The sequence below is a fragment of the Nitrospirota bacterium genome (assembly GCA_035516965.1).
Classification (GTDB): Bacteria; Nitrospirota; UBA9217; order UBA9217; family UBA9217; genus MHEA01.
The window spans coordinates 1-26,462 of the sequence record DATIZR010000096.1 but is presented as its reverse complement, the minus strand read 5'-3'; the positions used below and the strand labels follow the sequence as shown (position 1 = coordinate 26,462).

Here is a 26,462-nt window from a genome sequence, read left to right as displayed (position 1 = left end):
CTGCTGTAGAGACAGGGAAATCAAAACAACCGACGTTTAGGAGCCGCGGTTTTGCGGGAAATCATGCAAAAGGACATCAACGGTATCGATACCATGACAGCCAGCGCACCGGGCGATGCCCAGCGCACAGGTTTCAGGGTGCTCGGTTCGATCAGTTTCTCTCATTTCCTGAACGACATGATCCAGTCGTTGATCCTGGCGATCTATCCGCTGCTCAAGGGCAAGTTCCAGCTCAGCTTTGCACAGATCGGGCTGATCACGCTCACCTACCAGGTCACGGCTTCCCTGCTCCAGCCTCTGGTGGGATTCTACACCGACCGTAATCCAAAGCCCTATTCACTCGCCTTCGGCATGGGATGCACGCTCATCGGTATTCTCGTGCTGGCAATGGCGCCGAACTACGGCACACTGCTCCTTGCCGCCGCGATCGTCGGAACCGGATCCTCGATCTTCCATCCCGAGTCGTCGCGTGTGGCCCGCATGGCCTCAGGCGGAAAGCACGGGCTGGCCCAGTCGATCTTCCAGGTCGGCGGCAATACCGGATCCGCGATGGGCCCGCTTCTGGCCGCGTGGATCATCATCCCGCGGGGTCAGCAAAGCGTAGCCTGGTTTTCGCTTGCCGCCCTGCTTGCCATCTCGGTGCTGTGGCAGGTTGGAGGGTGGTACCGGCGCCGTCAGGCGCTTGCCAGCCCTCGGGCCAGGGGACAGCAAGGGCTGCACCCGGTCCTGCCAGCGCGCACCGTTGTTCTGTCCCTCCTAATTCTGCTGATACTGATTTTTTCGAAGTTTTTTTATCTTGCGAGCCTGAGCAGTTATTACATCTTCTATCTGATGCATCATTTCAATCTGTCCGTGCAGTCGGCGCAGATGCACCTGTTCGCGTTCCTGTTCGCCGTTGCGATGGGCACCGTCCTCGGCGGGCCCCTGGGCGATCGCATCGGCAGAAAGCGAGTGATCTGGCTTTCGATCCTGGGGGCGGCCCCCTTTGCCCTCGTCATGCCCTACGCAAATCTGGCGTGGACGGGCATCCTCGCATTCGTTATCGGGTTCATCCTCGCTTCCGCCTTCTCGGCCATCCTTGTGTTCGCCCAGGAACTCGTCCCCGGAAAGGTCGGAACGGTTTCAGGTTTCTTCTTCGGACTTGCTTTCGGCATGGGCGGAATCGGCGCTGCCGTGCTCGGCAAACTTGCAGACCGGCACGGCATAGAATTCGTCTATCACCTGTGCTCGTATCTGCCCCTGCTCGGTGCGTTGACGGTGTTTCTTCCCGACCTCGGACGGCAGGCTGACCCGGCCATTGCCCCGCAAGGCTCGTCACCCGGAGGTCCCCGGTAGGAGAACCAACGTCCCCGGTCCCCCCGGCTTGACAGCATGCCTGCTTCCGGTGCCTCAGCTTGAAGGAAAGGGGTTAAGGTCTTGTGACAATATAGATTCGTAAATGGATTGTTCGAGCCGGGCCTCCTCAAGAAGGAGGCTTTTTTATTGCCAGGAATGCATATTTATTATAGACTCACCATTGAGCTTGAAGTACAATGCTCGCCCTGCCTTGTATCACGGATCCGGCGGGAGCGAAAGCAAGGAAAGTCAGAGCAGGAGCGCAAATCATCGTGAAGGAAGAACTGAAAAGACTGAATGAGCAGCTAATAAAAGAAATCTCCGAGCGCAAACAAGTGGAAGAAGCACTGCGCGAGAGTGAAACGACGTATCGGGCACTCTTCGAAGGCTCACCGGATGCCATCCTTCTTGCCGATCCGGCCACGGGGATCATCCTTGACGCCAATCCGGCCGCAAGCCGTCTTCTCGCGAGACCCCAAGAGAATATCGTCGGACTCCGTCAATATGAAATTCATCCACCTCAGAGAAATACATTCTCGCGGGAGGCTTTTTCGCAGCACATCGAGGAGACGAGGGAACGCGGGGAATCGCATCCTATTGAAAATACCGTTGCCCGGCCCGATGGTTCCGAAGTGCCCGTGGAGGTTTTAGCACAGCTGGTCACCATTAAAGGGAAAAAGGTCCTGCAGGGAGTCTTCCGGGATATCAGCGAACGCAGGAAGACAGAACGGACGCTGCGCGGAAGCGAGGAGCGGTTGCGGCAGGCCGTCCGCGTTTCCCAGATCGGCATATTCGATCACGACCACCGTACGGACACCATCTACTGGTCGCCGCAACAGCGGGAAATCTATGGCTGGGGACCGGACGAGCCGGTGACCCTGCAGGCGTTTCTGGATCGGGTCCACCCCGGGGACCGGGAGAGGATCGCACTGGCTGTCCGGCAAGCCCACGACCCTGCGGGTGACGGTTTCTTTGACGTTGAACACCGGATCGTACGCCGCGACAGCTCCATCCGATGGCTGACCACGCGGTCGCAGACCTTCTTCGATGGCGAGGGCGATGGCCGCCATCCGGTACGCACGATCGGTGCTGTCCGGGATACAACTGAAAACAAGCAGGCGGAGGAAGAGAGAGAGAAACTGCAGGCCCAGCTGATTCAGGCGCAGAAGATGGAGTCAGTCGGGCGTCTGGCCGGCGGCGTGGCCCATGACTTCAATAACATGCTGAGCGTGATTCTCGGCCATGCAGAAATGACCCTGCGCGGGCTTGACAAGACGTCGCCCCTCTATGACGACCTCCGGAATATCCAAAGGGCCGCACAGCGCTCGGCCGATCTTACGCGGCAGCTGCTCGCCTTCGCCCGTAGGCAGATCGTCGTGCCCAGGGTGCTCGATTTGAATGCAACGGTGGAGGGGATGCTGAACATGCTGCACCGTATCATCGGCGAAGACATCAAGGTGGTTTGGGTCCCCGTCCGCGGCTCCTGGGCTGTCAAAATCGACCCCGCCCAGGTCGACCAGCTCCTTGCGAACCTGCTGGTCAATGCACGCGACGCCATCGCCCATGAAGGCAAAGTCATCATAGAGACGAAGAATGTCGTCTTGGACGATGCGTACTGCGCCGGTCACCGCGGGTTCGTTCCAGGCTCGTTCGTAATGCTGTCGGTGAGCGACGACGGCTGCGGCATGGGCCCGGAGGTCCTCACTCACCTCTTCGAACCCTACTTCACCACCAAGGGCATCGGCGAGGGTACCGGCTTGGGTCTGGCCACGGTGTATGGCATCGTCAAGCAGAACGATGGCTTCATTGACGTTTATAGCGAGCCGGGCAAAGGAACAACGTTCAATATCTACCTGCCCCGCTGCGAGAGCAAGGTCATATCGGTCCCGGAGGAAGGCCCGGAACACGCGGCAAAAGGCGGTACCGAGACGGTTCTGCTGGTCGAGGATGAGCCGATGATCCTGGAACTCAGCAAGGATTTGCTTGAGGATCTGGGCTACACGGTACTGATCGCCAGGACCCCCGGCGAGGCGATCAACCTTGCCGGGAAACATGCCGGACAGATTCATCTGCTCATGACCGACGTGATCATGCCGGAGATGAGCGGCAAGGACCTTGCCGGTCGTCTGGTTTCCCTTTACCCGGACCTCAGGACCCTGTTCATGTCCGGCTATACGGCCAATGTCATCGCCCGACAAGGCGTACTGGAGAAAGGCATCCACTTCATGCAGAAACCGTTTTCCATGCACGAATTGGCCATGAAGGTGCGAGAGGCGCTCGAGAGTAGCAGCTGATCACCTATGGATGATCGAGGAAAGAAATCACCTCCCTCCGGTTCAGAGGAAGAAATTGCTGAAAAAAGGCGGGAACAACGATACACGGTGCCCGATGCCTGCCAGGAGCATATCAAGCTGCAGGTAAAGAGCGGCAACGAATTCGTGCCCGCGCTGCTCGGCAACTTCAGCCGCAACGGTATCTTATTCGAGAGTCCTGTGCCGTTTCGTCAGGGCGAGCATACCGAGTGCATCGTCTCGATCTCCTTCATGCCCACGCGTGAAATATCTTTTGGCATCGAGGTGAGGTACTGCTACGCGGACCATGGTTCCCATATTACGGGAGCTGCTGTTGATACGATTTCAGATGAAAATTGGTTTGATGTTTTTGTTGACGCCCATGACTTTATCGTACTGCGTCAGTGCTCCCGCTGACAGCCGCTTTGCTCCGTGAAGAAATGTCAGCCTCCCGAAGCGGTCCCCTGGTAACCTCCCCCGCAGAAAGCAGTCCCCTGTCGCACTAATCTCTTTATTGCAGCTTATCTGATGTTCGCATGAGATGTCGGTAGTGCAAACCGTGCTGAATGGTGAGCTCAGTACTATCGCCGGATTGACATTCATTCAGGGCACGATATTCTGAGACCGGCGCGGGACGTGGCGGGAGGATTCGTGAATAAGCGTTAAATCGGTCTGACGGGAGATTTCACAAGGTGCGGCTTGATCAGGCGCCCCGCGGATTCCCTGCTCAGCGTTTCCCGGCGGTGTTCCAGCAGGATGCCCGCAGTCTTCTGTGCAGCGGTGACGACGGGCACCCCCAGTATCATCCCCATGATGCCGAAGAGTTTCTCTCCCACGAGCAACGTAATCACCAGGAGCATGGGATGGAGGTGCACGCCTTTGCCGATCAGCAGAGGCTGTATTACGAGGTCGTCCATGAGTTTTATGACGAGGTACAGGACAACGACATGCAATAAGGGATCAAGGCTGCGGTACTGCATCAGAGCGACGAGGGCGGATGCCGTGCATCCGATAAGGGGGCCAAAATACGGTATAATATTTGCCACACCACTTACAATGCCGAGCGTGATAGGATAGTTGCTTCCCATGAGCCAGAGGCCCACTGATGCCAGTACCCCTATAACAAAACAGTCAGCGGCAAGCCCGCGGAGATATTTTCCAACGAGGATATTGATCTCTCCAATGACTGAAATAGTCGATTCCACGTAAGAGGGCGGGACCCAGTCTATGGCCCTCTTCAATACGTCCGGCCAGTCCTTCAGGAGGAAAAAGACAAAGAAAGGGACAAGAATGAGCGCCATAATAACGGGCGTTGCCTGCGTGAGAATCGCTGAAGCGTTGAGTGTCCCCTCGATAAATCCGTTCGGACCGAACACAGTGTCGACAAGTTTCATGATGCTTGATTCGATGAAGGGGTATTTTTCTGCGCTGCTTCGCGCGGTTAACAGGAGAGCGTCCTGTATCTGACGCAAGAATTCGGGAAACTTTGCGTAGACGTTCATGGTTTCCCGCTTAAGGTCGGGAATGAAGATAAGGTCTGCTGCAATCACGAACACGGCAGCGACCACAAAGAGCAGAATGACCGCCACGCTCCTCTTGATTCCAAGCCTCTCGACGGCCCTGACAACCGCGCTGAAAATATAGGCAATGACCGCTGCGGCTATCAGCATCATGAGGAGCTGCGTGATACGGGAAGCGATGACTGCTGCGACACCGAGAGCCAGGAGAAGAACAACCCACCTTGGCATCTGGTCACGGAGCTTGCGCAAATCGGTCAACGAGGAGCCGCCCCTATGCTTTTCATCAGTCATGGTCATATCTTTTCATCTTTCATTCGGGCTGGCTACGGTGTATGTAGTCCGACAAGATCTCGACCAGGTTTAAAAGAATTCTCGCAGAGGTTGCACTATTGCACCGGATAAGATCGTCAAAGTACGACTTATACATGATCAAAAGGAGCGAATCCTTTTCAGCAACAGCAGTAGCAAACCGTGAAGCGTGGCCGATGAGGGCGAGCTCTCCAAAATGAGAGCCTGGTCCATGAACATGAAGTATCTTGTTCTCCGGATCAGACTCTTTGATTATTTTTACCGACCCCTCGAGGACGACATAGACCGCCTTTCCGCTTTCAGCCTCGCGAAAGATAATATCGCCCGCTGCATATTTTTTTTCGATGAGGTCGATGAGCAGTTTCCTGAGCAGTTTCTTGTCCATACCCTTAAAGAGGGGACCGTCACTGAGTGTCCGGAGATGGGATTCCCTGGTTGTGTCCAGGGCCCAGGTAAAGTACCTTCTCACTATTTTGGAATCTAAAATCATAGGTTTTAAATTTTACCGCAATCCCATGGTTCCTGGCAATGTGTTTTTTCATGAAAAACAAAGAGTAGCCCCGGATGATGTGCCTGCAAGTGAAGGGGAGGAGCCCGCCCGATCGAGCGGGAACGGGAGATATTCACATCTCCGGATATTCTATGAGACGTGGAAGGATTCATGTTGCTGAGGAGAAAAATTACGCAAAAGTCACTGCCGTGCCGTAAAGAAAGTTCCCTGTCCAGGGACATACTTTTCAGAAGGATTTCCGTCAAAGGTCCGCTAAATCCAATGTTCGCATGAAATGTTAGTATTGCAAATCGTGCTGAATTGTGAGTTCAGTACTTTCGTCGCATTGACACATATTATAAGTTGCGATATCTATAAACCATGGAATCTTTTTTTACGACGAATTGTGCGTAAAAAAATTAGGCATGAATCTATGGGAATAGACAGATTTACTGCTGGCGCAGACCGGGCGATCACAGTCGCAGAATAGTGTGGGATGAAAACTCTGCCGCAGGAGAGGAGGAGTCATGTCATGGATGGAAAAACAAATACCATTGTTCTCATCCACGGCTTGTGGATGACCCCGCGCAGTTGGGACCCTTTCCGCGGCTATTACGAAGGGCGGGGATATAGAGTATTAACGCCTGCGTGGCCCCAGATGAAGGGTGAGGTGGAAGAGGTCCGCCGCGATCCCTCGGCGCTCGCGGGACTGGGACTCCTTGAGATTGCCGACCACTACGAGAAATTCGTCCGGTCCCTCGACGAGCCGCCCATTGTGATGGGCCATTCGATGGGCGGACTGGTTGTCCAGATACTGTTGGATCGAGGCTTGGGCGCGGCCGGGGTGTCCATCGATGGGGCTGCCCCGAAGGGGATCTATCGGCTGCCGCTCTCGGTGATCAAGGCGGCGAGCCCGGTTTTGTCGAACCCGTTCAACTACAGGCGCAACGTGGCACTCACGTTCGACCAATTCCGCTACGCCTTCGCCCATGTCATGACGGAAAAGGATGCGCGCGCAGCTTACGACAACAACGCCATCCCGGGACCGGGACGCACGATCTTCCAGGTAGCGTTCGGAAATCTCAATCCCCGCGCCGCTAACAAGGTAAATCATGGCAACAGCGAACGTGTTCCGCTGCTCCTGATCAACGGTGCGGAGGACCACCTGATTCCACCGATCCTCAACCGGATCAACTATAAGTTGTATAAGCGTTCAACCGCGGTCACGGATTACAAGGAGTTTCCGAACCGGTCGCACCTTATCGTCGCGCAGGACGGCTGGCAGGAGGTCGCGGAGTACGCATTGTCCTGGGTAGAGGCCAACATTGGTGGCGATGCTTTGCGGAAAGCAGCGTGACGGAATCACGTTCTGAAACATGAATGATACAGTTCCGTCGTAGCCAGAAGGAATGTGCAAACTTGTGGTGGGCGTCGAGGGACGCTTGGACGCTGACATTGAAACAAGTGCAGTCAAGTGCAGTCATGAAAGGCAAATCAAAAACAGCGATTGTGACAGGACCGTCCTGGGGAACCGGATGACCCTTCACAATAGTAAGGAGAATCTGATGACAGCCCTTAAGCCTGGAATACAGGCACCTGATTTTTCCCTTTCGACCACCCCCGATCAAAAGGTATCTCTCTCCGACTTCCGCGGAAAGCCCGTAGTCCTGGTCTTTTATCCGGCCGATTGGAGCCCCGTTTGCAGTGATCAGTTGGCGCTCTATAGCGAGTTAAAGCCGGAATTCTCCGAGTTCGATGCGCAGATCATCGGCATCTCGGTCGACGGCGTCTGGTGCCATCTTGCCTTCAGCAGGGACCGCAAACTGCAGATCCCGCTCCTGGCGGATTTTGAGCCGAAAGGCGCCGTGGCCCGTCAGTACGGCGTGTACCGGGAGAAAGACGGCGAGTCGGAGCGGGCGTTGTTTGTCATCGATGCCGGGGGCATCATTCGCTGGAGCTACGTCTCGCCGGTGGGCATTAATCCGGGCGCCGACGGAATATTGAAAGCGCTCGAAGCAATGTCCAAAGGCTAAAAGCAGCGAGTGTGCGAAATCAAGTCAGGAGGGATCATGGACGAGTCCCCCAAGCTCACCCAGCCCGTTTCAGCGCGCGACCACGCCGAAGGACCCGCAGACGCTCCCTTGACGCTGGTAGAATACGGTGATTATCAATGCCCTTACTGTGGAGCCGCCTATCCCGTCGTAAAGCGCCTGCAGAAGACGTTGGGCAAGAAACTGCGCTTTGTGTTCAGGAACTTCCCCGTGACCCAGGCGCACCCCTATGCATTGATCGCGGCCGAAACGGCGGAAGCCGCGGCGCTCCAGGGCAAGTTCTGGGAAATGCATGATCTGCTTTTTGAACAGCAGGCCTCCCTCAAGCCGGATGTCATTCCCCAGTGGGCCAAAAAGATCGGCCTGGACCTCGATAAGTTCGGGAAGGATATCAAGCAAGGCGTTGTCCAAAAACGCATCAAGGAAGATCGCCAGAGCGGCATCCGCAGCGGCGTTAACGGCACGCCGACCTTTTATATCAACGGAACACGCTACGACGGCCCATCCGATTATGATTCTCTCCTGGCGGCCTTAAAATCTTAGGCGCTGCGCCCCGGCTGTGAGTCTCCCTTCCTGCAGCTGTTAAAGTTTCTACTTCTCCTGGCTCATCAGGGACCAATAGGGTCGACCCTGCATATTCTGGAACACTTTGTCATCCTAGCAAAATTGACGGTATATGACGGTAGACGGTCACGCCATACGCTATAATTATCAGCATATGCGATCCGTAGTTCTATGATTTTCCAAAAGGAGAGATCACTTGCGACAGGTCTGGATCACTCGTGCCGGCCCGCCCGAGGTGCTCGTGCTCCGGGAGGCACCCGATCCGGCTCCCAATCCGGGAGAGGTGCTGATCCGCGTCAGGGCCTCGGGCGTCAACTTTGCGGACATTCTGGCCCGGCTTGGCCTCTATCCGGACGCTCCCAAGCTGCCTGCGGTCGTCGGTTACGAGGTCGCCGGCGACATTGCCGCGGTCGGCGACGGAGTGACGCGCTCGATCGGTGAAAAAGTCCTCGCGCTCACTCGCTTCGGCGGCTACAGCGACAAAGTGTGTGTGCCCGCTGCTCAGGCCTTTCCTCTTCCCGAAGGTATGAGCTACGAGGAAGGCGCCGCAGTCCCGGTCAACTATCTGACCGCGTACCAGATGCTCGTCCAGATGGGTTCGCTCAAGTCCGGGGAACGCGTGCTCGTCCATAGTGCGGGAGGCGGGGTCGGCCTCGCCGCCATCGACCTCTGCAAGATCCACGGGGCCGAGATCTTCGGCACCGCCTCGGCCTCGAAACACGCCTTTCTCCGTGAGCGCGGCGTGGCGCATGTCATCGACTACACCACGCAAGATTACGAAACAGAGGTGAAGCGCCTGACCAAGAGACGCGGCGTGCACATCGTGCTCGACGCGATGGGCGGCGAACACTGGAAAAAGGGCTACCGATGCCTGGCGCCGACCGGGCGGCTGGTGATGTTCGGCATTTCCAACGCCGTTGCCGGCAAAACCCGCTCGATGCTGTCGATCTTCAAGATGCTGGTCAAAACACCGTTCTTCAACTTTCCGCCGCCGCGGCTCATGAACGACAACAGGGCGCTCATTGGCGTGAACCTCGGACACATGTGGGGCGAGAAGGAACTGCTCGGACGATGGATCCTCCAGGTCCTCGCCTGGCACCGCGAGGGCAAGATCCGTCCGACCGTTGCCGCGCGCTTCCCGCTCGCGGAGGCTGCTGCTGCGCACCATTACATCCAGGACAGGAAGAACGTCGGGAAAGTCGTCCTCGTACCCTGAGCCTCGAAGTTTTCCGCAAGGATGGGCGAGCTTCAGAAAAGACGAGCGCTGCAGATTTTTAACGATCTCATAATAGAACGGACATCGCACTATCGCCTTTAAATTATTCTTCAAAACGGTCATTCCGGGCTTGACCCGGAAGCCAGCGGATTTTTTGTTAGATCCTGGATTCCTGCTTTCGCAGGAATGACGAACTAAAAGGCACAGCCTATTATGAGGCCATTGATAACTCTATGCTGTGGCGTTTTTACATTTTTTAAATCAATCCAAAGGAGGAACTCCAACATGTCTGCAAAATCAGTCTTGACCATTGCCATGCTTTGCGCCGCGTTGCTCGGAGCCAGCCCGGTTCGAGCGCAGCAGTCTCCGCCGACGAATCCTCTTGATACCGTACCGGAAAAGATGCCTTTCGACGTCCCTTACGGAACGCCAATCTCGCTCGAACGAGCCACGGCTGCAATCGCCACGGCCGCTGCAGAAGCGAAGAAGCATGATTGGAAGATGAATATTGCCGTGGTGGACTCCGGCGGGAATCTCGTCGCCTTCCAGCGCATGGATGGGGCGCAACTTGCCTCGATCCAGATCTCGGAACACAAGGCGCGCGCGGCGGCGAACTTCCGTCGGGAAACAAAAGCATTCGAGAACGGCATCCAGCTCAACAGTCTGAACTATATCATGACGCTTGACGGGGTCATCGGCTCACGCGGCGGGATCCCGCTCGTGGAGGGGGGCAAGCTTATCGGCGCGATCGGGTGCTCCGGCGGGACGGGCTCGCAGGACGAGGTCGTCTGTAAAGCAGGTGCTGCGACCATCAAGTAAGCCTGCCCAGAGAGGGCCGGATGCACGCTAAGGCGGAATGGTGATATCGCCGTCCTCGCTGGCATTAACCGACCTGCGCAAGATAGCGCGGGTCGGTTAAGATATTATTAACGGATATGAGAAGACCTAAAAAATGAAATACAATCGTTTCGAAACTCCGGCCTATCTGATATGGGTCGAAGAACGTCCCACAATGAAAGGCAAAGGAAAACAGGTCTACTTCAATGCCGTTCGCGATGCCGCTCTGGGCGAGATAACAAGTCCCATCAAGTCTAACGATATCGAGGTCGAAATTATATATGTGACGAATCAGAAAAAGGAAGAGCGGAAAGATACCGACAACGTCAACAAACCAACGCTTGACGCACTGAAAGGTATTGCGTACGACGGACCAATTGGGGTCACGTCTTTCTCATTGCATCATGCTCCTTCATTTGCTATGGCTAGTTCACTGATTGATATCACAATACAGTAAAAATAATAAGGCTGCCGACTCGGCAGCCTTATTTGTGTACGTCAAAACAGGAGAAGTTGAGAAGCCTCGGCCAGAGACAGGGGCGGCTTAGTAGTTGCAATTAAAATCATTTGCAGTACAATACTTTATAAATTCTATGGTAAAACACACCGAACAGGCACTAAAAAAAGGCGCTCTCGCTGGCCGCAAATTAACATGGGCCGGCATTTCTGCTTTGCTTCTGCTCCTCGGGTTGTTCCTGGCGGGACAACGGTACATAGAATACAAGCGTACCATAGCGAGTACCGAAGATCGTCTGATGGCACAGGCACGGGTCCTGGACGAGAACCTGGGCGCCAACCTGACATTCATAAACGTCTTATTGACCGATATCGTCAGAATGCAGACCGGAGCATCGCGTCCGAACGCCGCTGAAATGAACGCATACCTGCGCCATCAGGACGATCTGATCCCCGGCATCCGCACGATTTTCGTCACCGACTCCCATGGCCGCATTATTCGCTCAAGCAGGGAGAATATCATCGGGTTTGACGGGAGCGGCCGTGATTACTTCAAAACGGCGCTTGCGATCTCCGATCCGGACCGACTGATCATCACGCCGCCCTATCAGACCGTGCTCGGAGTTTCTGTCGTTAACGTAACAAGGAAGGTGACGGGAAAGCGCGGAGAATTCCTCGGTATCGTCGCGGCAAGTCTGGACAAGGAGTATTTCGGTACGCTGGTCGGGTCGGTGCTTTACGCTCCTGATAACCGGGTAAGCCTCGTGCATGCCGGCGGTGATGTCTTCATATCGCTTCCGGATACGCAGCCCGGTTTTGCCGGGAAAAATTTGTTCAGGTCCGGGTCCCTTTTTTCGCGGCACCGGGAGGGTGGAAAGCAGGCCTCGATTCAACACGGCCGTTCCTCAATGTTGGGCGAAGAACGCATTGCAGTGCTCATCACGTGTACGCCTCCCGGTTTGAAGGTCGAATATCCGCTTATCATAACCGTAAGCCGCAGCCGGGACGCGGTTCTGTCCCCCTGGCGAAGGGACACCGCCATCCTTATTGCGCTCTATGTTGTCTTGTGCGGAATCAGCATCACGGTCGCCGTTGCCATGATCCGATACCGTGCGGAGCACAAAAAGGCTGAAGAGGAGCATCTGAAACTGCGCCATCTTGAATCGCTCGAGATCCTTGCCGGCGGAGTTACGCATGACTTTAACAACCTCATAACCTCCATCATCGGATTCATCGAGATCGCGAAAAACGAATCTCAGCCCGATGACCTGGTGCACAGGACCATGACCGTGGCGATGCAAAACTGTCTCCGCGCCAGAGAATTGAGTCAGCGTCTCCTGACCTTTGCCACGGCAGGGGAGCATGCAAGAGTAATGGGACCGATCTCCGGAATAATCAAAGAGAGCGTAAAAGAGGTCCTGGACCATGCTCCGCTCAGAGCGGAGCTGGAGCTGCCGGAGGATCTCCGTCCCGTGCCGGTCGACGCGGAGCAGATGCGGCAGGTCTTTTTGAATCTCGTGACGAACGCAAAGGAAGCGATGCCGGACGGGGGCGTACTGCGCATCACGGGAGAAAATATTCACCTTGCCGCGGATGACGGCTTGTTGCTGCCCGCCGGGGACTACATCAAAGTGACCCTGCGGGATACAGGTTTCGGCATTGAGACGGAACATATCCCGAGGATATTCGATCCTTATTTTTCCACGAAAGATACCTACAGCCAGAAGGGCCTGGGACTGGGCCTGGCCGTTTGCTATTCTGTCATCAAACGGCACGGCGGTCTTATTACGATTGATTCTGAGGTCGAAAAAGGCACGACCTTCGCCATTTACCTTCCGGCGTTTGAATAACACCGGATTCCACATCGAAAATGAAAACCCCGACGATCACTTCCTCCATCCATCGACATGATGGGCCGACACGGTGATGCAGAGCGCACGCGTGGTCTTGGCGCATAAAAGTCCGAGACGAAACTCTTGAAGTTCTTCATTTGACCATCAGTCCCATCCGCGGCATGCCCTTAGTTTCTCAATATTTCATGTTGTAATGTTTTTTATCTATATATTGCATAATAGTGCAGATAATAAATTATCACGTGACCTTGATAAATACAAAGCCAGAGCTATAATAATTAATGATACTTTGGATGTATATCATCCCTAAATAAATACTGCAAAGGGAGGCGACAATGAAAACAGGCAGACTTGTGGCAGCATGTGCTTTGTTCGCGGTTTTCTCGCTGTTCTCGTTGACGGTTCACGCAGAAGTCGGCGTGACCGACAAGGAGATCGTAATCGGCATGTCGACGGCCCTGAGCGGCCCTTCAGCATTCCTGGGGACGAACTTCAAAGCAGGAGCCGAAGCATACATCGGCATGGTCAACGCCGCGGGCGGGGTCGGACGAAGGAAGATAAGGCTCATCACCTACGACGACCGGTATGAGCCCCTGAACACGACGGCGAATGTGAAGAAGCTTCTTACGGAGGACAAGGTCTTCTGCCTCCTGGGGAACGTCGGAACGCCCACGACCTCCGCGATCAAGCCCCTCCTGGACGAGCATAGAGTGCCGCTGTTCGCGCCGTTTACCGGCGCCGAGTCCCTCCGGACGCCGGTGGACCGGTACATCTTTCACTACCGCGCCAGCTACAACCAGGAGGCCGAGGCCTTCATCCAGGGGACGGTTGACGTGATGGGTTACACCAAGGTGGCCGTCTTCTACCAGGATGACGGTTATGGCAAGGCCGTGCTCGAAGGGACCAGACAAGCGCTGGAGCGGCGGCGCCTGAAGCCCGTGGCCCTGGGAGCCTACACGAGAAACTACGAAGATGTCATTCCGGCCATGGATGCGATCATGGCGGAAAAGCCGGAGGCCGTGGTGATGGCCGGGACGTACAGCGCCTGCGCCAAGTTCATCCGCTCCTGGAAACGCAAGGCAATCCTGTCGGGAAGCCCCAAACACCTCGATCCTGTTTTCATCAATGTGTCTTTCGTCGGACCGGACCGCCTCGCTGCGCTTCTCGAGAACTACGGCGCCGGTGTCGTCGTGACGCAGGTCGTGCCGCCCTTTTCCAAGCGCGAAACGAACTTCCCGGCCGTGAACGAGTATCTGGGCATGCTGAGTACCTATTCGCCCGGAGCGGTGCCCAGCCCCGGGAGTCTCGAAGGATACCTGGCCACCAAGGTATTCGTCGAGATCCTGAAGCGCGCGGGCAAGGACCTGACGAGGGATTCTTTCATCCGGACCGCGGAGAGCATCCGGGACCTCGACATCCAGGCGGGAAACCGGATCAACTTCTCCGGCGGGAGCCACCAGGGGTCGCAGATCGTGTATCCTACCCTGCTCCAGGGCGGCGCCTATGTACCGATCTCCGACTGGCATTCCGTGAAGACGCAGTAAAGGCGATCGCGACAGTCGGCCGCGAATGAACAACCAGCCGCGGTTGCTCTCGTATAATAAAAAAAGCCGTACGCGAAACCGCGTACGGCTTGTCTTTTTTTTGCAGCCTGCTACTCTGCCCTGACCAGGTCCTCGAACCGGATGTCCACGCCGAAGACCCCGACTATCTCTTCCTTCATCGACATGATGGGTGCCGACACGGTGATGCAGAGCGCGCCCGTGATCTTGGACGTGTAGAAGTCGGATACGAAGCTTTTGCCGTCCTTCATCGGGCTGATGAACCACGGCCGGTCGGAGAAATTGTCGCCCAGGCCGGAATCCTCGTACTTCGCCTTGTTCTCGATGTCGGTGATGTTCTTGGTGATCTTCTTTCCCTCCGCGTTCACGACATACACGAACTGAAGGTACGGGTCCTCCCGCTGCAGCTTCTCCATGACGGGCTCCTGCTTTTTCGGGTCCATGGAGCGTATCTCAGGCTTTCCGACGAACTCCTCGACGATGTGGCGAGCGACCTCCGATGCCTTCTTCTTCAAGCGGTCGAGATCGGAGACGAAGTATTCCGGCAGGTACTTCTTGGCCCGGTCGAGCAGCTCCTCATGCGAGATGCTCGTGGTCCGTCCCTGCTCATACTGTTCCATGACCCATTTGTTTATCTTCGCGAGCCCGGGATGGCGCTTGTCGATCTTCGTGTCCGCGTCCAGGTGGAGGTGGCTGTTCACCCAGTGCGCGATGCCCGCGACGCCCGACTTGTCCGTGATGATGACCCCCATGGGCCGCTTCAGGATCTTCGTCGTGTCGAAGATGTTATAGATCTCCTCGTTCTTCATCATGCCGTCGGCATGGATGCCCGCCGCGGTCGAGTTGAACTCGGAGCCCACGAAGGGGTAGTTCGTGGGGATGGGGAAGCCCATCTCGGTCCGGAAATATTCGGCCATCTCCGTTATCGCCGTGGTGTCGATGCCGGAGTCCTCGCCGGTCAGGCTGATATAATCCATCAGCATGGCCTCGACGGGCGTGTTGCCCGTTCGTTCGCCGAACCCGAGGAGCGCTCCGTTCACGGCGGAGCAGCCGTACATCCAGGCGGCGGTTCCGTTCACCAGCCCCTTGTGGAAGTCGTTGTGGCCGTGCCATTCGAGCTGCTCCGAGGGCACGCCGCCGTCATGGATAAGGGCGTAGAAGATCTCCGGCACGCCGCGCGGAAGGGCCGTGCCCGGGAAAGGGAACCCGTAGCCCATGGTGTCGCAGGCCCTGACCTTGACCGGGATCCGCGCCTGCTCCGAGAGCTTCATCAGCTCCTGCACGAAGGGGATCACGAATCCGTAGAAGTCGGCCCGGGTGATGTCCTCCAAGTGGCAGCGCGGCTTGATGCCCTGTTCCAGCGCGGTCGAGACGATGCCGCAGTACTGCTTGAGCGCCTCCTTGCGGGAGATGTTCAGCTTCAGGAAGATGTGGTAGTCGGAACAGGACGTGAGAATGCCCGTTTCCTTCAGCTCCATGTCCTTCACGAGCTTGAAGTCGTTTTTGTTCGCCCGGATCCAGCCGGTGATCTCGGGATACCGGTATCCGCGCTCCCGGCAGAGCCGGACGGCCTCGCGGTCCTTTTCCGAATAGAGGAAGAACTCGCACTGACGGATGACGCCCTTGGGCCCGCTCATGCGGTGCATGAAGTCGAAGATATCGGCGATCTGCTTGGGTGTGTAGGGCGGCCGGGATTGCTGGCCATCGCGGAAGGTAGTGTCCGTGATCCAGATGTCCTTCGGGATGTTCGTCTGGATGAGCCGCTCCTCGAGCACGACGCGCGGGACGCTCGTGTAGGGGAACACATCACGGTACAGCACCGGCTCCGTCACATCCTTCAGCTCGAAGGTCATTTTTGCTGGGTGTTTTTTTATCGACACGACTACCTCCAATGGCAAATATAAAATTAGCGAAGCTTCGCCCAGATCAATTAAGTCAAAAAAGAGAACTCTGCAGTCAAAGGCATCTCGCGCAAAGGCGCCAAGGGGTGAATCTTGAATTCACTCTTTCTTTGCGTCTTGGCGCCTTTGCGCGAAAAATGGTTTTAGCTTAACCCAGAAACTTGACTCCAAATTTGAGATGTTGGTTTGTAAAGTATGTCAAAAATGAAGAGGAAAGATTGAGAATGTCGGATACAACTGCTCATTTTTTACTCTTCAAGGCGATTTTTACGCTCCCCGGATCGCTTTAATAGCTGCCGCATAGTCCTTGGCACCGAACACGGCCGAACCCGCCACGAGGATGTCGGCCCCGGCCTTGATGACCTCGGCCGCGTTGCCCGGTTTGACGCCGCCGTCCACCTCGATCACAGCCGCGAACCCCCGTTCGTCGATACGCTTCCTGAGCTTCGCGATCTTGTCCAGAGCCGACGGGATGAAGGCCTGGCCGCCGAATCCGGGGTTCACGGACATGATCAGCACCATGTCCACGTCGGCAAGGGCATAGTCGAGCGCCGTCAGCGGGGTTGCCGGGTTGAGCGATACCGCCGCCTTAACGCCCTTATGCTCACGGATCTGCTGGATCAGCCGGTTCAGGTGGATGGCGGTCTCCGCGTGGACCGTGATATAGTCAGCGCCGGCCTTCGCGAAGTCCGCGATATAGAGCTCGGGGTTGGTGATCATCAGGTGCACGTCGAGCGGCAGCTTCGTGGACCTTCTCGCGGCCTCGACGATCAGCGGCCCGATGGTGATGTTCGGCACGAAGTGGCCGTCCATGACGTCCACGTGGATGATGTCCGCGCCGGCGGCCTCGACGGCACGGATCTCTTCACCCAGGCGGGAGAAGTCCGCGGATAGGATCGAAGGTGCTATTTTGATTTTCTTCGTCATGATGATTCCCTTATAGAACAGCCAGAGCAACGCTGAAAAAGACTAAATCCTGACACTGAAAAAACCATGATGGCTTATGATGAGCACAGTGAAAAATCATAGTCTGTCTATGTCACTCAGTGTCAAATGTCTTCATGATTCCCCTGCTTACTTGCTCACCACGATCTCCACGGTCCCGTCAGACGCAACCGGCGAGCCGGGCGGGGGCTTCTGCTGGATCACGGTCCGGCCCGTATCGGTAGCCGTGCCGCTTGTCGTCCGGTACACCACCTTGCTCTGCAGGCCCAGGCGGCTGATTACCGTCGCGGCCTCTTCGGCCCGCTTCCCGATCACGTTCGGCGTGACCAGCATGGCCGGTCTCCTGCCGGTGCTGATCAGCAGGCTGATCTTTTCTCCCTTGTTGAGCTGGCTCCCGGCCGAAGGGTCCTGGCCGATGACGATGTCGCGCTCGACGGTGTCGGAGGATATGCGCGAGAGGTTGCCCGGGAAGTACCCCGCCTGCCTGATCATCACGTCGGCCTTGCGGACGTGCTCGCCCACGAGCTTCGGCGTCTGCATGTCGCTCGGCCCGAGGCTCACGATCACGTGGACCATTCGGCCTTTTTTTATCGCGCTCCCTCCCGGAGGCGTCTGGGAGATCACGGCGTCCCGCGGCACGGTCGAACTCGTGTCTCTCCGGTCGATCTTGGGCTGGAGCCCCAGCTGCGGAAGCATGTCGACGACTGTTACGATGTCCTGGCCGACCAGATCAGGTACGCGCACCTCTTCCTGGCGGAGAAGCAGAGCCACGACCGCGAATGCGCTGATGATGCCGACGCCGACCAAAGCCAGGAAGATGCCGAGCCCTTTCAAGAACCGTTTCATGAGTTAAGGACCCATTTTACTCAGAATCATTATAAGAAGCAAGAGGTTTGGTTGCTGACCGGTTCAATTTTCAAATAGAAAACGGCAATAGCCGCGCAGGAACACGGTCAAGAATCCAGAAAATAAAAAAACAAAAAAAGCTTTATTGACAGAGAGTTACAGGGACACGCCCATGACGAAACAGGTGCTTGCTCAGGTGCAGGCCTTGAACCCGGCCCGGGAAGGCCTGAGGCTAAGTTTTTTTCACCAGCCGGGCACCGAAAAAACCATCCAGGGCGGACTCCTCCGGAAAGGTCCGAAAAAAACCGCGGCCGTCAACAAGCCTGACCGCCGGAGCCGGGAGGTGCGGGCGGGGGTCGGCCAGGAAGAATTCCGGAGACCTGGCGATGAAATCATCGATCACGGCTTCATTTTCTTCGGGTTCCGTCGTGCATGTCGCATAGACCAGGACACCGCCGGGCTTCAACAGACCCGCGCAGTTCGCGAGGATCCTTCGCTGGAGATCAGCGCGCTCCCGGATCGTGTCCTCACCCTTGTGCCACCGACCGTCCGGGTGCCTTCTGAGCACGCCAAGACCGGAGCAGGGGGCATCGATCAATATCCGGTCGTAGGTGCCTTCCCCGTAGGCTGTCGCATCACCCGTGACCGGCTTGATGATGGACGTGCCCAGCCGTTCGCAGTTCTCACGGATCTTTCCGATGCGGCCGGGATCGATCTCAAGCGCCGTGATCGTGCCGATGTTCCCCATGAGCTCTGCCAGGTGAGTGGCCTTTCCTCCAGGCGCCGCTCCGACGTCGAGCACGGCTTCGCCCGGCCGGGGGGCCGTCATTATGCCGATAAGCTGTGCCGCTTCATCCTGTACCATGAACCAGCCCTTCTGATACGCCGTAAGCGAGCGGAGACCGGGCGACGATTGGACCCGGAGTCCCTCGGCCGAATAGGCAGTCTCGCTTGCTGCCGCACCCTCCGATTCGAGCGAGGCCCTGAGCTTGTCCCGGGTCGTCCTGAGCGTATTGGTCCTGATCACGAGCGGAGAAGGGACGTTGTTTTCCCGGAGCAGGGCTTCCGTTCTCTCAGCGCCGAACCGCGCCACCCATCTCCGTACCAGCCAGGCGGGATGGGAATGGAGGATGGAGAGCCGCTTCACGATGTCCTTGGAAGGCGGATCGACGATCGTGCTCCTGCGCCGGTCCAGGTTCCGGAGCAGGCCGTTCACATAGCCGCTTTTCCCGCCGTGCGTCTTTGCGAGTTCGACGGCGGTGTTCACGGCGGCGCTGACCGGGACCCTGTCGAGAAAGAGCATCTGGTAAGCGCCGAGACGAAGGATGTTCCTGGTCCGGACGTCGGTACGGGAAAGGGGCTGCGGGGAAAATTGATCGAGGATCCAGTCGAGATGCCGCCGGTGCCTCAGCACGCCGTTGACGAGCTCGAGGATGAACGAGCTGTCGCGCTGATCGAACCGCGTACGTGCCTGCTCCAGCAGCGGGTCTGCGAACCCGCCCTGTTCCACGCGGGAGAGAACGGCGAGAGCCGACTCCCGCGCGTTATCCTTCGGCACCACGGGGCTCGCAGCTGCCGGTGGCGAAGAATTCGAGGGCCTCGGCAACTTTGCTGATGTCCACGCTGGTGTTGAAGCAGGGGCCGAAGGGGCGGTCGTTCAGGATGCCGATCACCGGCAGGGGGTAGGCGTCCTGGATGCCGCTCGTCAGGTCGCGTTCGCAGGCAACGGCGATGATCGCCTCCGGCCTGGCCTCGGCAACCCGGCGCCGGGCGAGGGTGCCCCCGGTGGCGACGGACAGGTGCACATCGTGTTTTTTTGCGAGCATCACGAGGTCCTTGATCTTGCACTTGCCGCAGGCCGCGCACTTGTAGGCGTCCGTTGTGATCTTGATGGCGCAGTCATTGAACTGGAGGCAGTGCGGCATGAGGAGCAGGATGCGGCGGGGCCGCGCTTCTCTGCATTTGGCCTTTACCAGGAGGTTGTTCACCTCGACGAAGGACTGCTGGACCTTCTCCTTCGAGAGGCCGAGCAGCCTGCCGAGCACGATCATGATGGGGAAGAGCACTTCGATCACGATGCCCCTTAGCCGCGACGCGAAAAAGATCTCCCTCCCCCGGATGAGCGTGAAGATGAGCAGCGCAACGCCGAGGATGAGCGTGCTGAGCACGGCGCCCATGCTGTAGCAGACGACCTGCGGAGCGAGGGGATGGATGTTCCTGAGCCCGATATAGGGTATCAGGTACAGCCCCACGGTGACCGCGGTGATGAGCAGCACGGTGAAGACGATAAGACCGATGAAGATGCGTTTTTTAGGTTCAGACATAATCTTTGAAATGCCCTGACCCGGACAAGCCGGATCAAAACCACAAGCTAAAGGCGTCTCTCGCGGAGCACGCGGAGGACGCAGAGTTTAAAACCAAACCCGAAAGTTTTCATGGCGAATTATTTTTTGATTTTCTCTGTGAGATCTGCGCCTCTGCGAGAAATTTTCTTGCCGTTGTGCAAAGAATTTGATTTGTTAGTTACTAAGGCGGTAGGTGGCAGGTGCGGAAAAAATCGACGGTATTTGTCCTTTCCCCTGACGCCTGATCCCTCACGGCTGTTCGGTTCTTGAGAACTTCCTTCCCGCTATATTCCGGTGCCCGCTCAGGAAAGCGGCCGCCGGCATCGGCTTTCCGCCCGCGGGCTGGATCGTAACGATGCGGACCATACCCTCGCCCGTACCGACCTCCATCGTTTTTCCGGACGGAGCGAAGATGCATCCGGGTTCGCTGCTGCCGGGCAGGACCTCGGTTCTCAGTATCTTGACCACAGCTCCGTCGAGGAACGTGAAGGAGCCCGGCCAGGGCTTGAATCCCCGCACCCGGTTGTGGATCTCCTTAGCGGACAGCGTCCAGTCGATCAGGCCGTCATGCTTGCTCAAGAGCGGCGCGAGGCTTGCCTTTGCTTGGTCCTGGGCTTTCGGCATGAGCGAGCCCGAGGCGATCCGGGGCAGCGCGCTGGTAATGAGCTCCGCGCCCCGTGAGGACAGTTTCTCTGTTAGCGTGCCAGTGGTGTCCTCTTCTTCGATGGGGACGATCCCCTGCAGCAGGATAGCGCCGGTATCCATGCCCTCGTCCATCTGCATGATCGTCACGCCCGTCTCCCGGTCGCCGCGAATGATGGCCCAGTTGATCGGGGCTGCACCGCGGTACGCCGGAAGGAGCGACGCATGGATATTGATGCAGCCGTAGCGGGGAAGGTCCAGGACCGCCTTTGGCAGGATCTGCCCGTAGGCGGCAGCGACGATTGCCTCAGGCGCGAGCCCCCGGAGCGTCTCGATGAATTCCGGATCGCGCACCTGCTTCGGCTGAAGCACGGTGAGCCCCAGTTCGCGGGCCGCCTGCTTTACCTCGGGCACCGCGACCATACGGCCCCTTCCCGCGGGCTTGTCGGTTCTGCTCACGACACCGACGATCTGATGACCGGCCTGATGCAGGGCCAGCAGGGGCTGCACGGCGAACCGGGGAGTACCCATGTAGACCAGTCTCATAATTGCAATCCCAAAGCACCACGCGCCCCATAAACTCCAAAACCCCATGCCCACGGAGCAAACAGGAACAGGAAGCGGAAACATTTGTTCGCAGCCTGAAATTTGGAGCTTATCCGGATTTTGAGATTTGGAAATTTGGGGGCTTTTGCTTACGCCTTTTCCACGACTGCCTTCTTGTACCTTCGCTTGAAGATGCTTTTTTTGAGCGGGCTCAGCCGGTCCACGAAGAGCAGGCCGTTGAGATGGTCGATCTCGTGCTGCAGGGCTTTTGCGAGCAGCCCGTCGGCTTCGATCTCGAAGGGTTTGCCGCCCCGGTCCAGAGCGCGTACCTTGACCCTGGCCGCACGCTTGACCGACTCGGCATAATCGGGGATGCTGAGACAGCCCTCTTCCTCGACAATGGATCCTTCCATGGACAGTATCTCGGGATTGATGATCACGATGAGCGGCTGGTGTTTGCCCTTGTCCCGGTCGTCACGCGTGGTCACGTCGATCACCGCGAGCTGGAGCGACACCCCGACTTGATTCGCGGCAAGTCCTACGCCGGGCGCAGCGTACATGGTTTCAACCATATCCTCGATCAGGCGCTCAAGAGAATTGTCGAAGTCCGTCACCCGGCCCGTTTTCGTGCGCAGCACGGCTTCGGGAAATTTTCGGATATCTCTCACGGTCATGGGTCATATGTAACATGATTTATATTGAAAATCAAGGCGTAAGATAAGAGCTTCGTATTGACACCCAGATGACCTTTGTGGTATTTTACACTTTATGGCTATTGACAGGAACGCCATCATCAAGGAAGCGCAGAAGTTTGCCGCCAAGGGCCAGTTCGACAAGTCGATCGCGGAGTGGAAGAAGATCGCCAAGGAATCACCCAACGACGCGAACATTTTCAACACGATAGGCGACCTGTGCCTGAAAAAGAACTCCAAGCCTGAAGCCGTCGAGGCCTACCAGAAGGCCGCCGACATCCTTGCCGCCGACGGCTTCTCTTCCAAGGCGATTGCGCTGTACAAGAAGGTCCTCAACATCGATCCGAAGAAGATCGAAGCTCACCTCGCCCTCGGCGATCTGAACGCCGAAAAGGGTCTCACGGGCAACGCGCTCGAAAGTTACAAGATCGTCGCCGGCCATTATACCCAGAACAACGACAAGGAGAAGGCCCTCGGCATCTACAGGAAGATGGCCGACCTGAACTCGTCGAACATTGCCTTCCGGATCAAGCTCGCGGACATGTACGCGAAAGAGGGTATGAAAAAAGAAGCGGTCGATGCTTACCTGCAGGCCGCCGATGTGCATGTCTCCAAGGATGCGTTCAACGAGGCGCGCCAGCTCTTCGAGAAGGCGCTGGCCCTGGACCCGAATAATAAGGACGTCTACCACAAGGCCGGACTGGTCTACTACAAGGAAGGCAAGTTCGTGGAGGCCTGCAAGGCGCTCAAGCCTGCCTTCGAAAGCGATCCGTCGAACGCAGAGCTCGCGGAACGCTATCTCGACGCGCTCGCGAAGGCCGGCCGCGGGGCGGAGGCTGCCGAGGTCTATGAGAAGCTCCTCGCCAAGGAGCCCGGCCGCGGCGATCTCCGCGAAAAGCTCTATCAGCTCTATATCGCCCAGAAGGACTACGGCAAGGCGTTCGTCGAGGTCTCGTCCCTTGCCAACATGAGGATTGAGAGCAAGGACCTCGATGCCGCAGAGGAGATTCTCAAGCGGTTCATCTCCGAGGCGCCCCGCACCGTGGACGGCAGGCGCGCATTGAGCGCACTCTACAAGACCATCGGCCGGCATGATGCCGCGGCCGAGCAGCTCGTTCTGGCCGGGCAGATCCTGATCGAGGACGGGGGGAACGAGGAGGCGAAAGACGTTCTCGCCCGGTCCCTCGAACTGGTGCCGGACCACGGCGAGGCGAAACGTCTGCTCAAGCAGCTGCAGCCGCAGCCGGAGCCCGAACCTGCACCGGCTTCGCCCGTGGTCAAGGAGGCTGCACCTGCTGCGGCAGCACCGGAGGCTGCTGAGTGGGTGCCCCCCGCAGCCCCGGCGACCCCCGCAATGCCGGAAGCCGAGGATCCGGCTATCATTGAGGCATTGACGGAAGTCGACGTTCTGGTCAAATATGGTCTCTCGAAGAAGGCGCTCGAGCAGCTCGAGGGTATGGCCAAAGGGTATCCCGAGAGCGCGCAGGTCCGCATCAAGCTGCGGGATCTCTACGCCGATATCGGGAACATGTCCAAGGCCGTGACTCACATGCTGGCCCTTGCCGATCTCTACGCGAAGCAGGGGCGGCAGGACCAGGTCGATGAGATCCTGCACGCAGCCGCATCCATGGCCCCCTCCCATCCTGAGCTCAAGGCCCGCCTCGCCACAGAAGCTGCTGAAGCTCCCGCCGGTCTCCAGGACTTCGCGGCCACGAACCAGGCCGGGGCGGGCATTTCCGAGGAGGCAGTCCCGGTCACTGAACAGCCGGCAGAGAATCCTGCGGATTTCGAGACCGGTTCCGGCGGGGAGGAGATTGCCTTCCCGGCCCCCTCCGCGGGGCAGGACCTGAGCTTCGATGGGCCGCCCCAGGCGCGGCATCCCGAGCCGGAGGAAATCACATTCGACGATCCGTTCGCGGCGCCCGATCTGCCGGTCGGACAGCCTTTCGCCCCGCAGGAATTCACAGAGAAGCAGCCGGCGGCGGACGACGCGTTCGCGATCCAGTCCGGGCCGGAGATGCTGGACGAGCCCGTTCCGGTCATGCCGCCGGCGCCGGCCGGGGGGCCGCAGGGAGAGACGGTCGATATCAGCGAGATATGGGCCGAAGCGGAATTCTATTACCAGCAGGGTCTGTTCGATGAGGCCCGCAGGGACTATGAAAAGATCCTCGGGTACGCTCCGGATCACGCGCAGGCCCAGGCGCGGATCGAAGAGCTGAAACGGGACCAGGAAGACGCCCAGGAATTCTCGAAGCTGGCGGAAGCGGTCGACGGGCTCGAGGGCCTTGAGGCTCTGGGAGCCGCGAACGCGCCTCAGGAGGAGATGGCATCCAGCGTTTCCGATGACGAGGCCGTCCGGCAGCTCATGCAGGAGATAGCGCAGCTCAAGCAGAAGTCGTCACCCGCCCGGGAGAAAGCAGCGCCGGAGCCTCCGAAAGCCCCATTTGTCCCGATCGCCCGGGAACCGGCCCCGCCTCCGCTGGCGCAGGCGGCCCCTGTTCAGCAGCGGACCGAAGAGGATTTCTTCGACCTCGGCGCGGAACTGAACGACATGGGCAGCATCTCCGATGAGAAGCCGGCGGCAGCAGCGGCATCGGGCTCGGGTGACTTCTTCGACCTTGCGTCTGAGCTCCGCGACGAGTTGAGCAGCGTCAACGTTCCGCCTCCGCCCTCTTCTCCCGAAGACCAGAGCCTGGACGACATTTTTGAAGAGTTCAAGCGGGGAGTCGAGCAGCAGTCGATCAAGGAGGATGTGGACACCCACTATAACCTCGGCATCGCGTACAAGGAAATGGGGCTGCTCGACGACGCAATCAGCGAATTCATCATGACGCCGCAGGAAGAGCCGAAGTACGTCCTGAGCCGCTACATGCTGGGACTGTGCTATCTGGAACAGGGCGACTACCAGAACGCGATCACGGAGATCCAGAACGCGTTGAACTGCGCCGAGGAATACGGAGCTTCAGCCCAGGACCATCTCAGCATGTGCTATGACCTCGGCCTTGCCTTCCAGGGCGCCGGCGACCAGGAACATGCGCTCCGGGAGTTCCAGAAGGTCTATGCTGCCGACCGGCATTACCGGGACACAGCCGAAAAGATCGCGGAACTGCAGCGGGGCGGCTCCATCTCGCTCCACCAGCTGAAGAGCGATATCGAACGGGAGATATCGTCGAAGTTTCTCGCCGAGGGCGAAAGGATCGAGCGCGAGGAAAAGACCAGGAAAAGCGAAAAGGTCCGGAGCTGATAGTGCTTTATCCTCTGCCTTTTTTTTAAGCTGTTGATCATTTTTTAATCATTTCCATCCACAATCTCATCTACTAAGCCACTGAAAAAGCTTTCTTCTAGTTCTAGCATTAAAATTGCTTTAAAAATAGACAGGAGGTCGTCCCCTATGAAAAAGATCGAGGCTGTCATCAAACCATTCAAGCTCGATGAAGTCAAGGACGCCCTGAACGGAATCGGCGTGCAGGGCATTACCGTGACGGAAGTCAAGGGCTTTGGCAGGCAGAAAGGCCACACTGAGCTGTACCGCGGCGCGGAATATGTCGTCGATTTTCTTCCCAAGGTGAAGCTCGAAGTGATCGCCGCCGACAACCTCGTGCCGAAGATCATCGAGACCATCGAGACTACCGCCAAGACCGGCCGCATCGGCGACGGCAAGATCTTTGTCACGCAGGTGGAAGAGGTGATCAGGATCCGCACCGGCGAGCGCGGAGAAGCGGCGATATGATATGAAAAAGGGAAAGAAAAAAACGGGGGGAAAGCGCGGTACCGGGAAAGCCGTCCAGAAGGCAACAGCCAAGAAATCGACTGGGAAAAAATCGGCGAAAAAGAAACCGGCGATTGCTCGACGTGCCACGAATGCAGGCAAGCAAAAGACCATGGCGGTCTCTGTACGAATTTCAGAACAGGAGGATACAATGACACCAAAGGACGTATTGAAGCTGGCAAAAGAGAACAAGGCATTGATGGTGGACTTCAAGTTCATGGATTATCCGGGATTGTGGCAGCACTTCTCCGTGCCCGTGGACGAACTGACCGAGGGCTTGTTCGAGGACGGA

The 26,462-nt window shown here is 57.5% G+C and carries 23 protein-coding genes; 14 read left to right on the top strand and 9 right to left on the bottom strand.

What is annotated here, in order from left to right; genetic code table 11:
- Positions 1-93: 93 nt before the first annotated feature.
- The 3 genes from VL197_14675 to VL197_14665 all read left to right on the top strand — a co-directional run bounded on the left by VL197_14675 (position 94) and on the right by VL197_14665 (position 4,043).
- The gene (locus VL197_14675; protein HUJ19225.1) at positions 94-1,335 is read left to right on the top strand and encodes an MFS transporter; all 1,242 of its coding nucleotides are present in this window, start codon (positions 94-96) and stop codon (positions 1,333-1,335) included.
- Between the two features lie 272 nt (positions 1,336-1,607).
- On the top strand, positions 1,608-3,629 hold the full coding sequence (locus VL197_14670; protein ID HUJ19224.1) for a PAS domain S-box protein: 2,022 nt from the start codon (positions 1,608-1,610) through the stop codon (positions 3,627-3,629).
- A gap of 6 nt (positions 3,630-3,635) precedes the next feature.
- Entirely contained in the window at positions 3,636-4,043 is a 408-nt protein-coding gene (locus tag VL197_14665) for a PilZ domain-containing protein (protein HUJ19223.1), read from the top strand.
- Positions 4,044-4,288: 245 nt separating this feature from the next.
- On the opposite strand, the gene VL197_14660 is transcribed toward VL197_14665, so the two are convergent.
- A complete protein-coding gene (locus tag VL197_14660) occupies positions 4,289-5,437 on the bottom strand; it encodes an AI-2E family transporter (protein ID HUJ19222.1) in 1,149 nt (382 codons plus the stop codon).
- 19 nt (positions 5,438-5,456) lie between these two features.
- Positions 5,457-5,945 (bottom strand): cyclic nucleotide-binding domain-containing protein, encoded by a 489-nt coding sequence (locus tag VL197_14655; protein ID HUJ19221.1) that lies wholly within the window; start codon positions 5,943-5,945, stop codon positions 5,457-5,459.
- A 532-nt stretch (positions 5,946-6,477) separates the two neighbouring features.
- On the opposite strand from VL197_14655, the gene VL197_14650 reads away from it, so the two are divergent.
- The 8 genes from VL197_14650 to VL197_14615 all read left to right on the top strand — a co-directional run bounded on the left by VL197_14650 (position 6,478) and on the right by VL197_14615 (position 14,466).
- Positions 6,478-7,302, top strand: a complete 825-nt coding sequence (locus tag VL197_14650; protein HUJ19220.1) for an alpha/beta hydrolase — start codon at positions 6,478-6,480, stop codon at positions 7,300-7,302.
- Between the two features lie 208 nt (positions 7,303-7,510).
- A complete protein-coding gene (locus VL197_14645; GenBank protein ID HUJ19219.1) occupies positions 7,511-7,978 on the top strand; it encodes a redoxin domain-containing protein in 468 nt (155 codons plus the stop codon).
- A gap of 36 nt (positions 7,979-8,014) precedes the next feature.
- Positions 8,015-8,539: a DsbA family protein gene (locus tag VL197_14640; protein ID HUJ19218.1), complete on the top strand. Its 525-nt coding sequence runs from the start codon at positions 8,015-8,017 to the stop codon at positions 8,537-8,539.
- Between the two features lie 217 nt (positions 8,540-8,756).
- Positions 8,757-9,776 (top strand): medium chain dehydrogenase/reductase family protein, encoded by a 1,020-nt coding sequence (locus VL197_14635; GenBank protein HUJ19217.1) that lies wholly within the window; start codon positions 8,757-8,759, stop codon positions 9,774-9,776.
- A 285-nt stretch (positions 9,777-10,061) separates the two neighbouring features.
- Positions 10,062-10,595, top strand: coding sequence for a heme-binding protein (locus VL197_14630; GenBank protein HUJ19216.1), 534 nt, complete (start codon positions 10,062-10,064; stop codon positions 10,593-10,595).
- 133 nt (positions 10,596-10,728) lie between these two features.
- The gene (locus VL197_14625; protein HUJ19215.1) at positions 10,729-11,070 is read left to right on the top strand and encodes a hypothetical protein; all 342 of its coding nucleotides are present in this window, start codon (positions 10,729-10,731) and stop codon (positions 11,068-11,070) included.
- A gap of 136 nt (positions 11,071-11,206) precedes the next feature.
- A complete protein-coding gene (locus VL197_14620) occupies positions 11,207-12,919 on the top strand; it encodes an ATP-binding protein (GenBank protein ID HUJ19214.1) in 1,713 nt (570 codons plus the stop codon).
- Between the two features lie 338 nt (positions 12,920-13,257).
- Entirely contained in the window at positions 13,258-14,466 is a 1,209-nt protein-coding gene (locus VL197_14615; GenBank protein HUJ19213.1) for an ABC transporter substrate-binding protein, read from the top strand.
- A 110-nt stretch (positions 14,467-14,576) separates the two neighbouring features.
- Here the strand turns inward: VL197_14615 and VL197_14610 are convergent, their stop codons facing one another.
- The 7 genes from VL197_14610 to def form a co-directional block, all read right to left on the bottom strand.
- Complete coding sequence (locus VL197_14610; protein HUJ19212.1) at positions 14,577-16,364, bottom strand: cache domain-containing protein; 1,788 nt, start codon at positions 16,362-16,364, stop codon at positions 14,577-14,579.
- A 288-nt stretch (positions 16,365-16,652) separates the two neighbouring features.
- The gene (gene rpe / locus VL197_14605; protein ID HUJ19211.1) at positions 16,653-17,312 is read right to left on the bottom strand and encodes a ribulose-phosphate 3-epimerase; all 660 of its coding nucleotides are present in this window, start codon (positions 17,310-17,312) and stop codon (positions 16,653-16,655) included.
- A gap of 147 nt (positions 17,313-17,459) precedes the next feature.
- A complete protein-coding gene (locus tag VL197_14600; GenBank protein HUJ19210.1) occupies positions 17,460-18,176 on the bottom strand; it encodes a PASTA domain-containing protein in 717 nt (238 codons plus the stop codon).
- Between the two features lie 232 nt (positions 18,177-18,408).
- The gene (gene rsmB, locus VL197_14595) at positions 18,409-19,734 is read right to left on the bottom strand and encodes a 16S rRNA (cytosine(967)-C(5))-methyltransferase RsmB (protein ID HUJ19209.1); all 1,326 of its coding nucleotides are present in this window, start codon (positions 19,732-19,734) and stop codon (positions 18,409-18,411) included.
- Positions 19,721-20,500, bottom strand: coding sequence for a DUF116 domain-containing protein (locus VL197_14590; GenBank protein ID HUJ19208.1), 780 nt, complete (start codon positions 20,498-20,500; stop codon positions 19,721-19,723). The genes rsmB and VL197_14590 overlap by 14 nt, the downstream gene beginning before the upstream one ends.
- Before the next feature lie 270 nt (positions 20,501-20,770).
- Positions 20,771-21,709 (bottom strand): methionyl-tRNA formyltransferase, encoded by a 939-nt coding sequence (gene fmt / locus VL197_14585; protein ID HUJ19207.1) that lies wholly within the window; start codon positions 21,707-21,709, stop codon positions 20,771-20,773.
- A gap of 149 nt (positions 21,710-21,858) precedes the next feature.
- Positions 21,859-22,383: a peptide deformylase gene (gene def / locus VL197_14580; protein HUJ19206.1), complete on the bottom strand. Its 525-nt coding sequence runs from the start codon at positions 22,381-22,383 to the stop codon at positions 21,859-21,861.
- A gap of 94 nt (positions 22,384-22,477) precedes the next feature.
- On the opposite strand from def, the gene VL197_14575 reads away from it, so the two are divergent.
- The 3 genes from VL197_14575 to VL197_14565 all read left to right on the top strand — a co-directional run.
- Entirely contained in the window at positions 22,478-25,645 is a 3,168-nt protein-coding gene (locus tag VL197_14575; GenBank protein ID HUJ19205.1) for a tetratricopeptide repeat protein, read from the top strand.
- 147 nt (positions 25,646-25,792) lie between these two features.
- Positions 25,793-26,131, top strand: a complete 339-nt coding sequence (locus VL197_14570; protein ID HUJ19204.1) for a P-II family nitrogen regulator — start codon at positions 25,793-25,795, stop codon at positions 26,129-26,131.
- A 1-nt stretch (position 26,132) separates the two neighbouring features.
- Positions 26,133-26,462 (top strand): glutamine synthetase (locus VL197_14565; GenBank protein HUJ19203.1); only part of this gene is annotated, 330 nt, incomplete at its 3' end.

Coding starts and splice junctions, on each gene's coding strand:
- fmt (HUJ19207.1), bottom strand. CDS start 21,709: ATGAGACTGGTCTACATGGGTACTCCCCGGTTCGCCGTGCAGCCCCTG.
- VL197_14625 (HUJ19215.1), top strand. CDS start 10,729: ATGAAATACAATCGTTTCGAAACTCCGGCCTATCTGATATGGGTCGAA.
- def (HUJ19206.1), bottom strand. CDS start 22,383: ATGACCGTGAGAGATATCCGAAAATTTCCCGAAGCCGTGCTGCGCACG.
- VL197_14600 (HUJ19210.1), bottom strand. CDS start 18,176: ATGAAACGGTTCTTGAAAGGGCTCGGCATCTTCCTGGCTTTGGTCGGC.
- VL197_14665 (HUJ19223.1), top strand. CDS start 3,636: ATGGATGATCGAGGAAAGAAATCACCTCCCTCCGGTTCAGAGGAAGAA.
- VL197_14590 (HUJ19208.1), bottom strand. CDS start 20,500: ATGTCTGAACCTAAAAAACGCATCTTCATCGGTCTTATCGTCTTCACC.
- VL197_14645 (HUJ19219.1), top strand. CDS start 7,511: ATGACAGCCCTTAAGCCTGGAATACAGGCACCTGATTTTTCCCTTTCG.
- VL197_14620 (HUJ19214.1), top strand. CDS start 11,207: ATGGTAAAACACACCGAACAGGCACTAAAAAAAGGCGCTCTCGCTGGC.
- rpe (HUJ19211.1), bottom strand. CDS start 17,312: ATGACGAAGAAAATCAAAATAGCACCTTCGATCCTATCCGCGGACTTC.
- VL197_14660 (HUJ19222.1), bottom strand. CDS start 5,437: ATGACTGATGAAAAGCATAGGGGCGGCTCCTCGTTGACCGATTTGCGC.
- VL197_14570 (HUJ19204.1), top strand. CDS start 25,793: ATGAAAAAGATCGAGGCTGTCATCAAACCATTCAAGCTCGATGAAGTC.
- VL197_14575 (HUJ19205.1), top strand. CDS start 22,478: ATGGCTATTGACAGGAACGCCATCATCAAGGAAGCGCAGAAGTTTGCC.
- VL197_14650 (HUJ19220.1), top strand. CDS start 6,478: ATGGATGGAAAAACAAATACCATTGTTCTCATCCACGGCTTGTGGATG.
- VL197_14630 (HUJ19216.1), top strand. CDS start 10,062: ATGTCTGCAAAATCAGTCTTGACCATTGCCATGCTTTGCGCCGCGTTG.
- VL197_14615 (HUJ19213.1), top strand. CDS start 13,258: ATGAAAACAGGCAGACTTGTGGCAGCATGTGCTTTGTTCGCGGTTTTC.
- VL197_14655 (HUJ19221.1), bottom strand. CDS start 5,945: ATGATTTTAGATTCCAAAATAGTGAGAAGGTACTTTACCTGGGCCCTG.
- VL197_14675 (HUJ19225.1), top strand. CDS start 94: ATGACAGCCAGCGCACCGGGCGATGCCCAGCGCACAGGTTTCAGGGTG.
- VL197_14640 (HUJ19218.1), top strand. CDS start 8,015: ATGGACGAGTCCCCCAAGCTCACCCAGCCCGTTTCAGCGCGCGACCAC.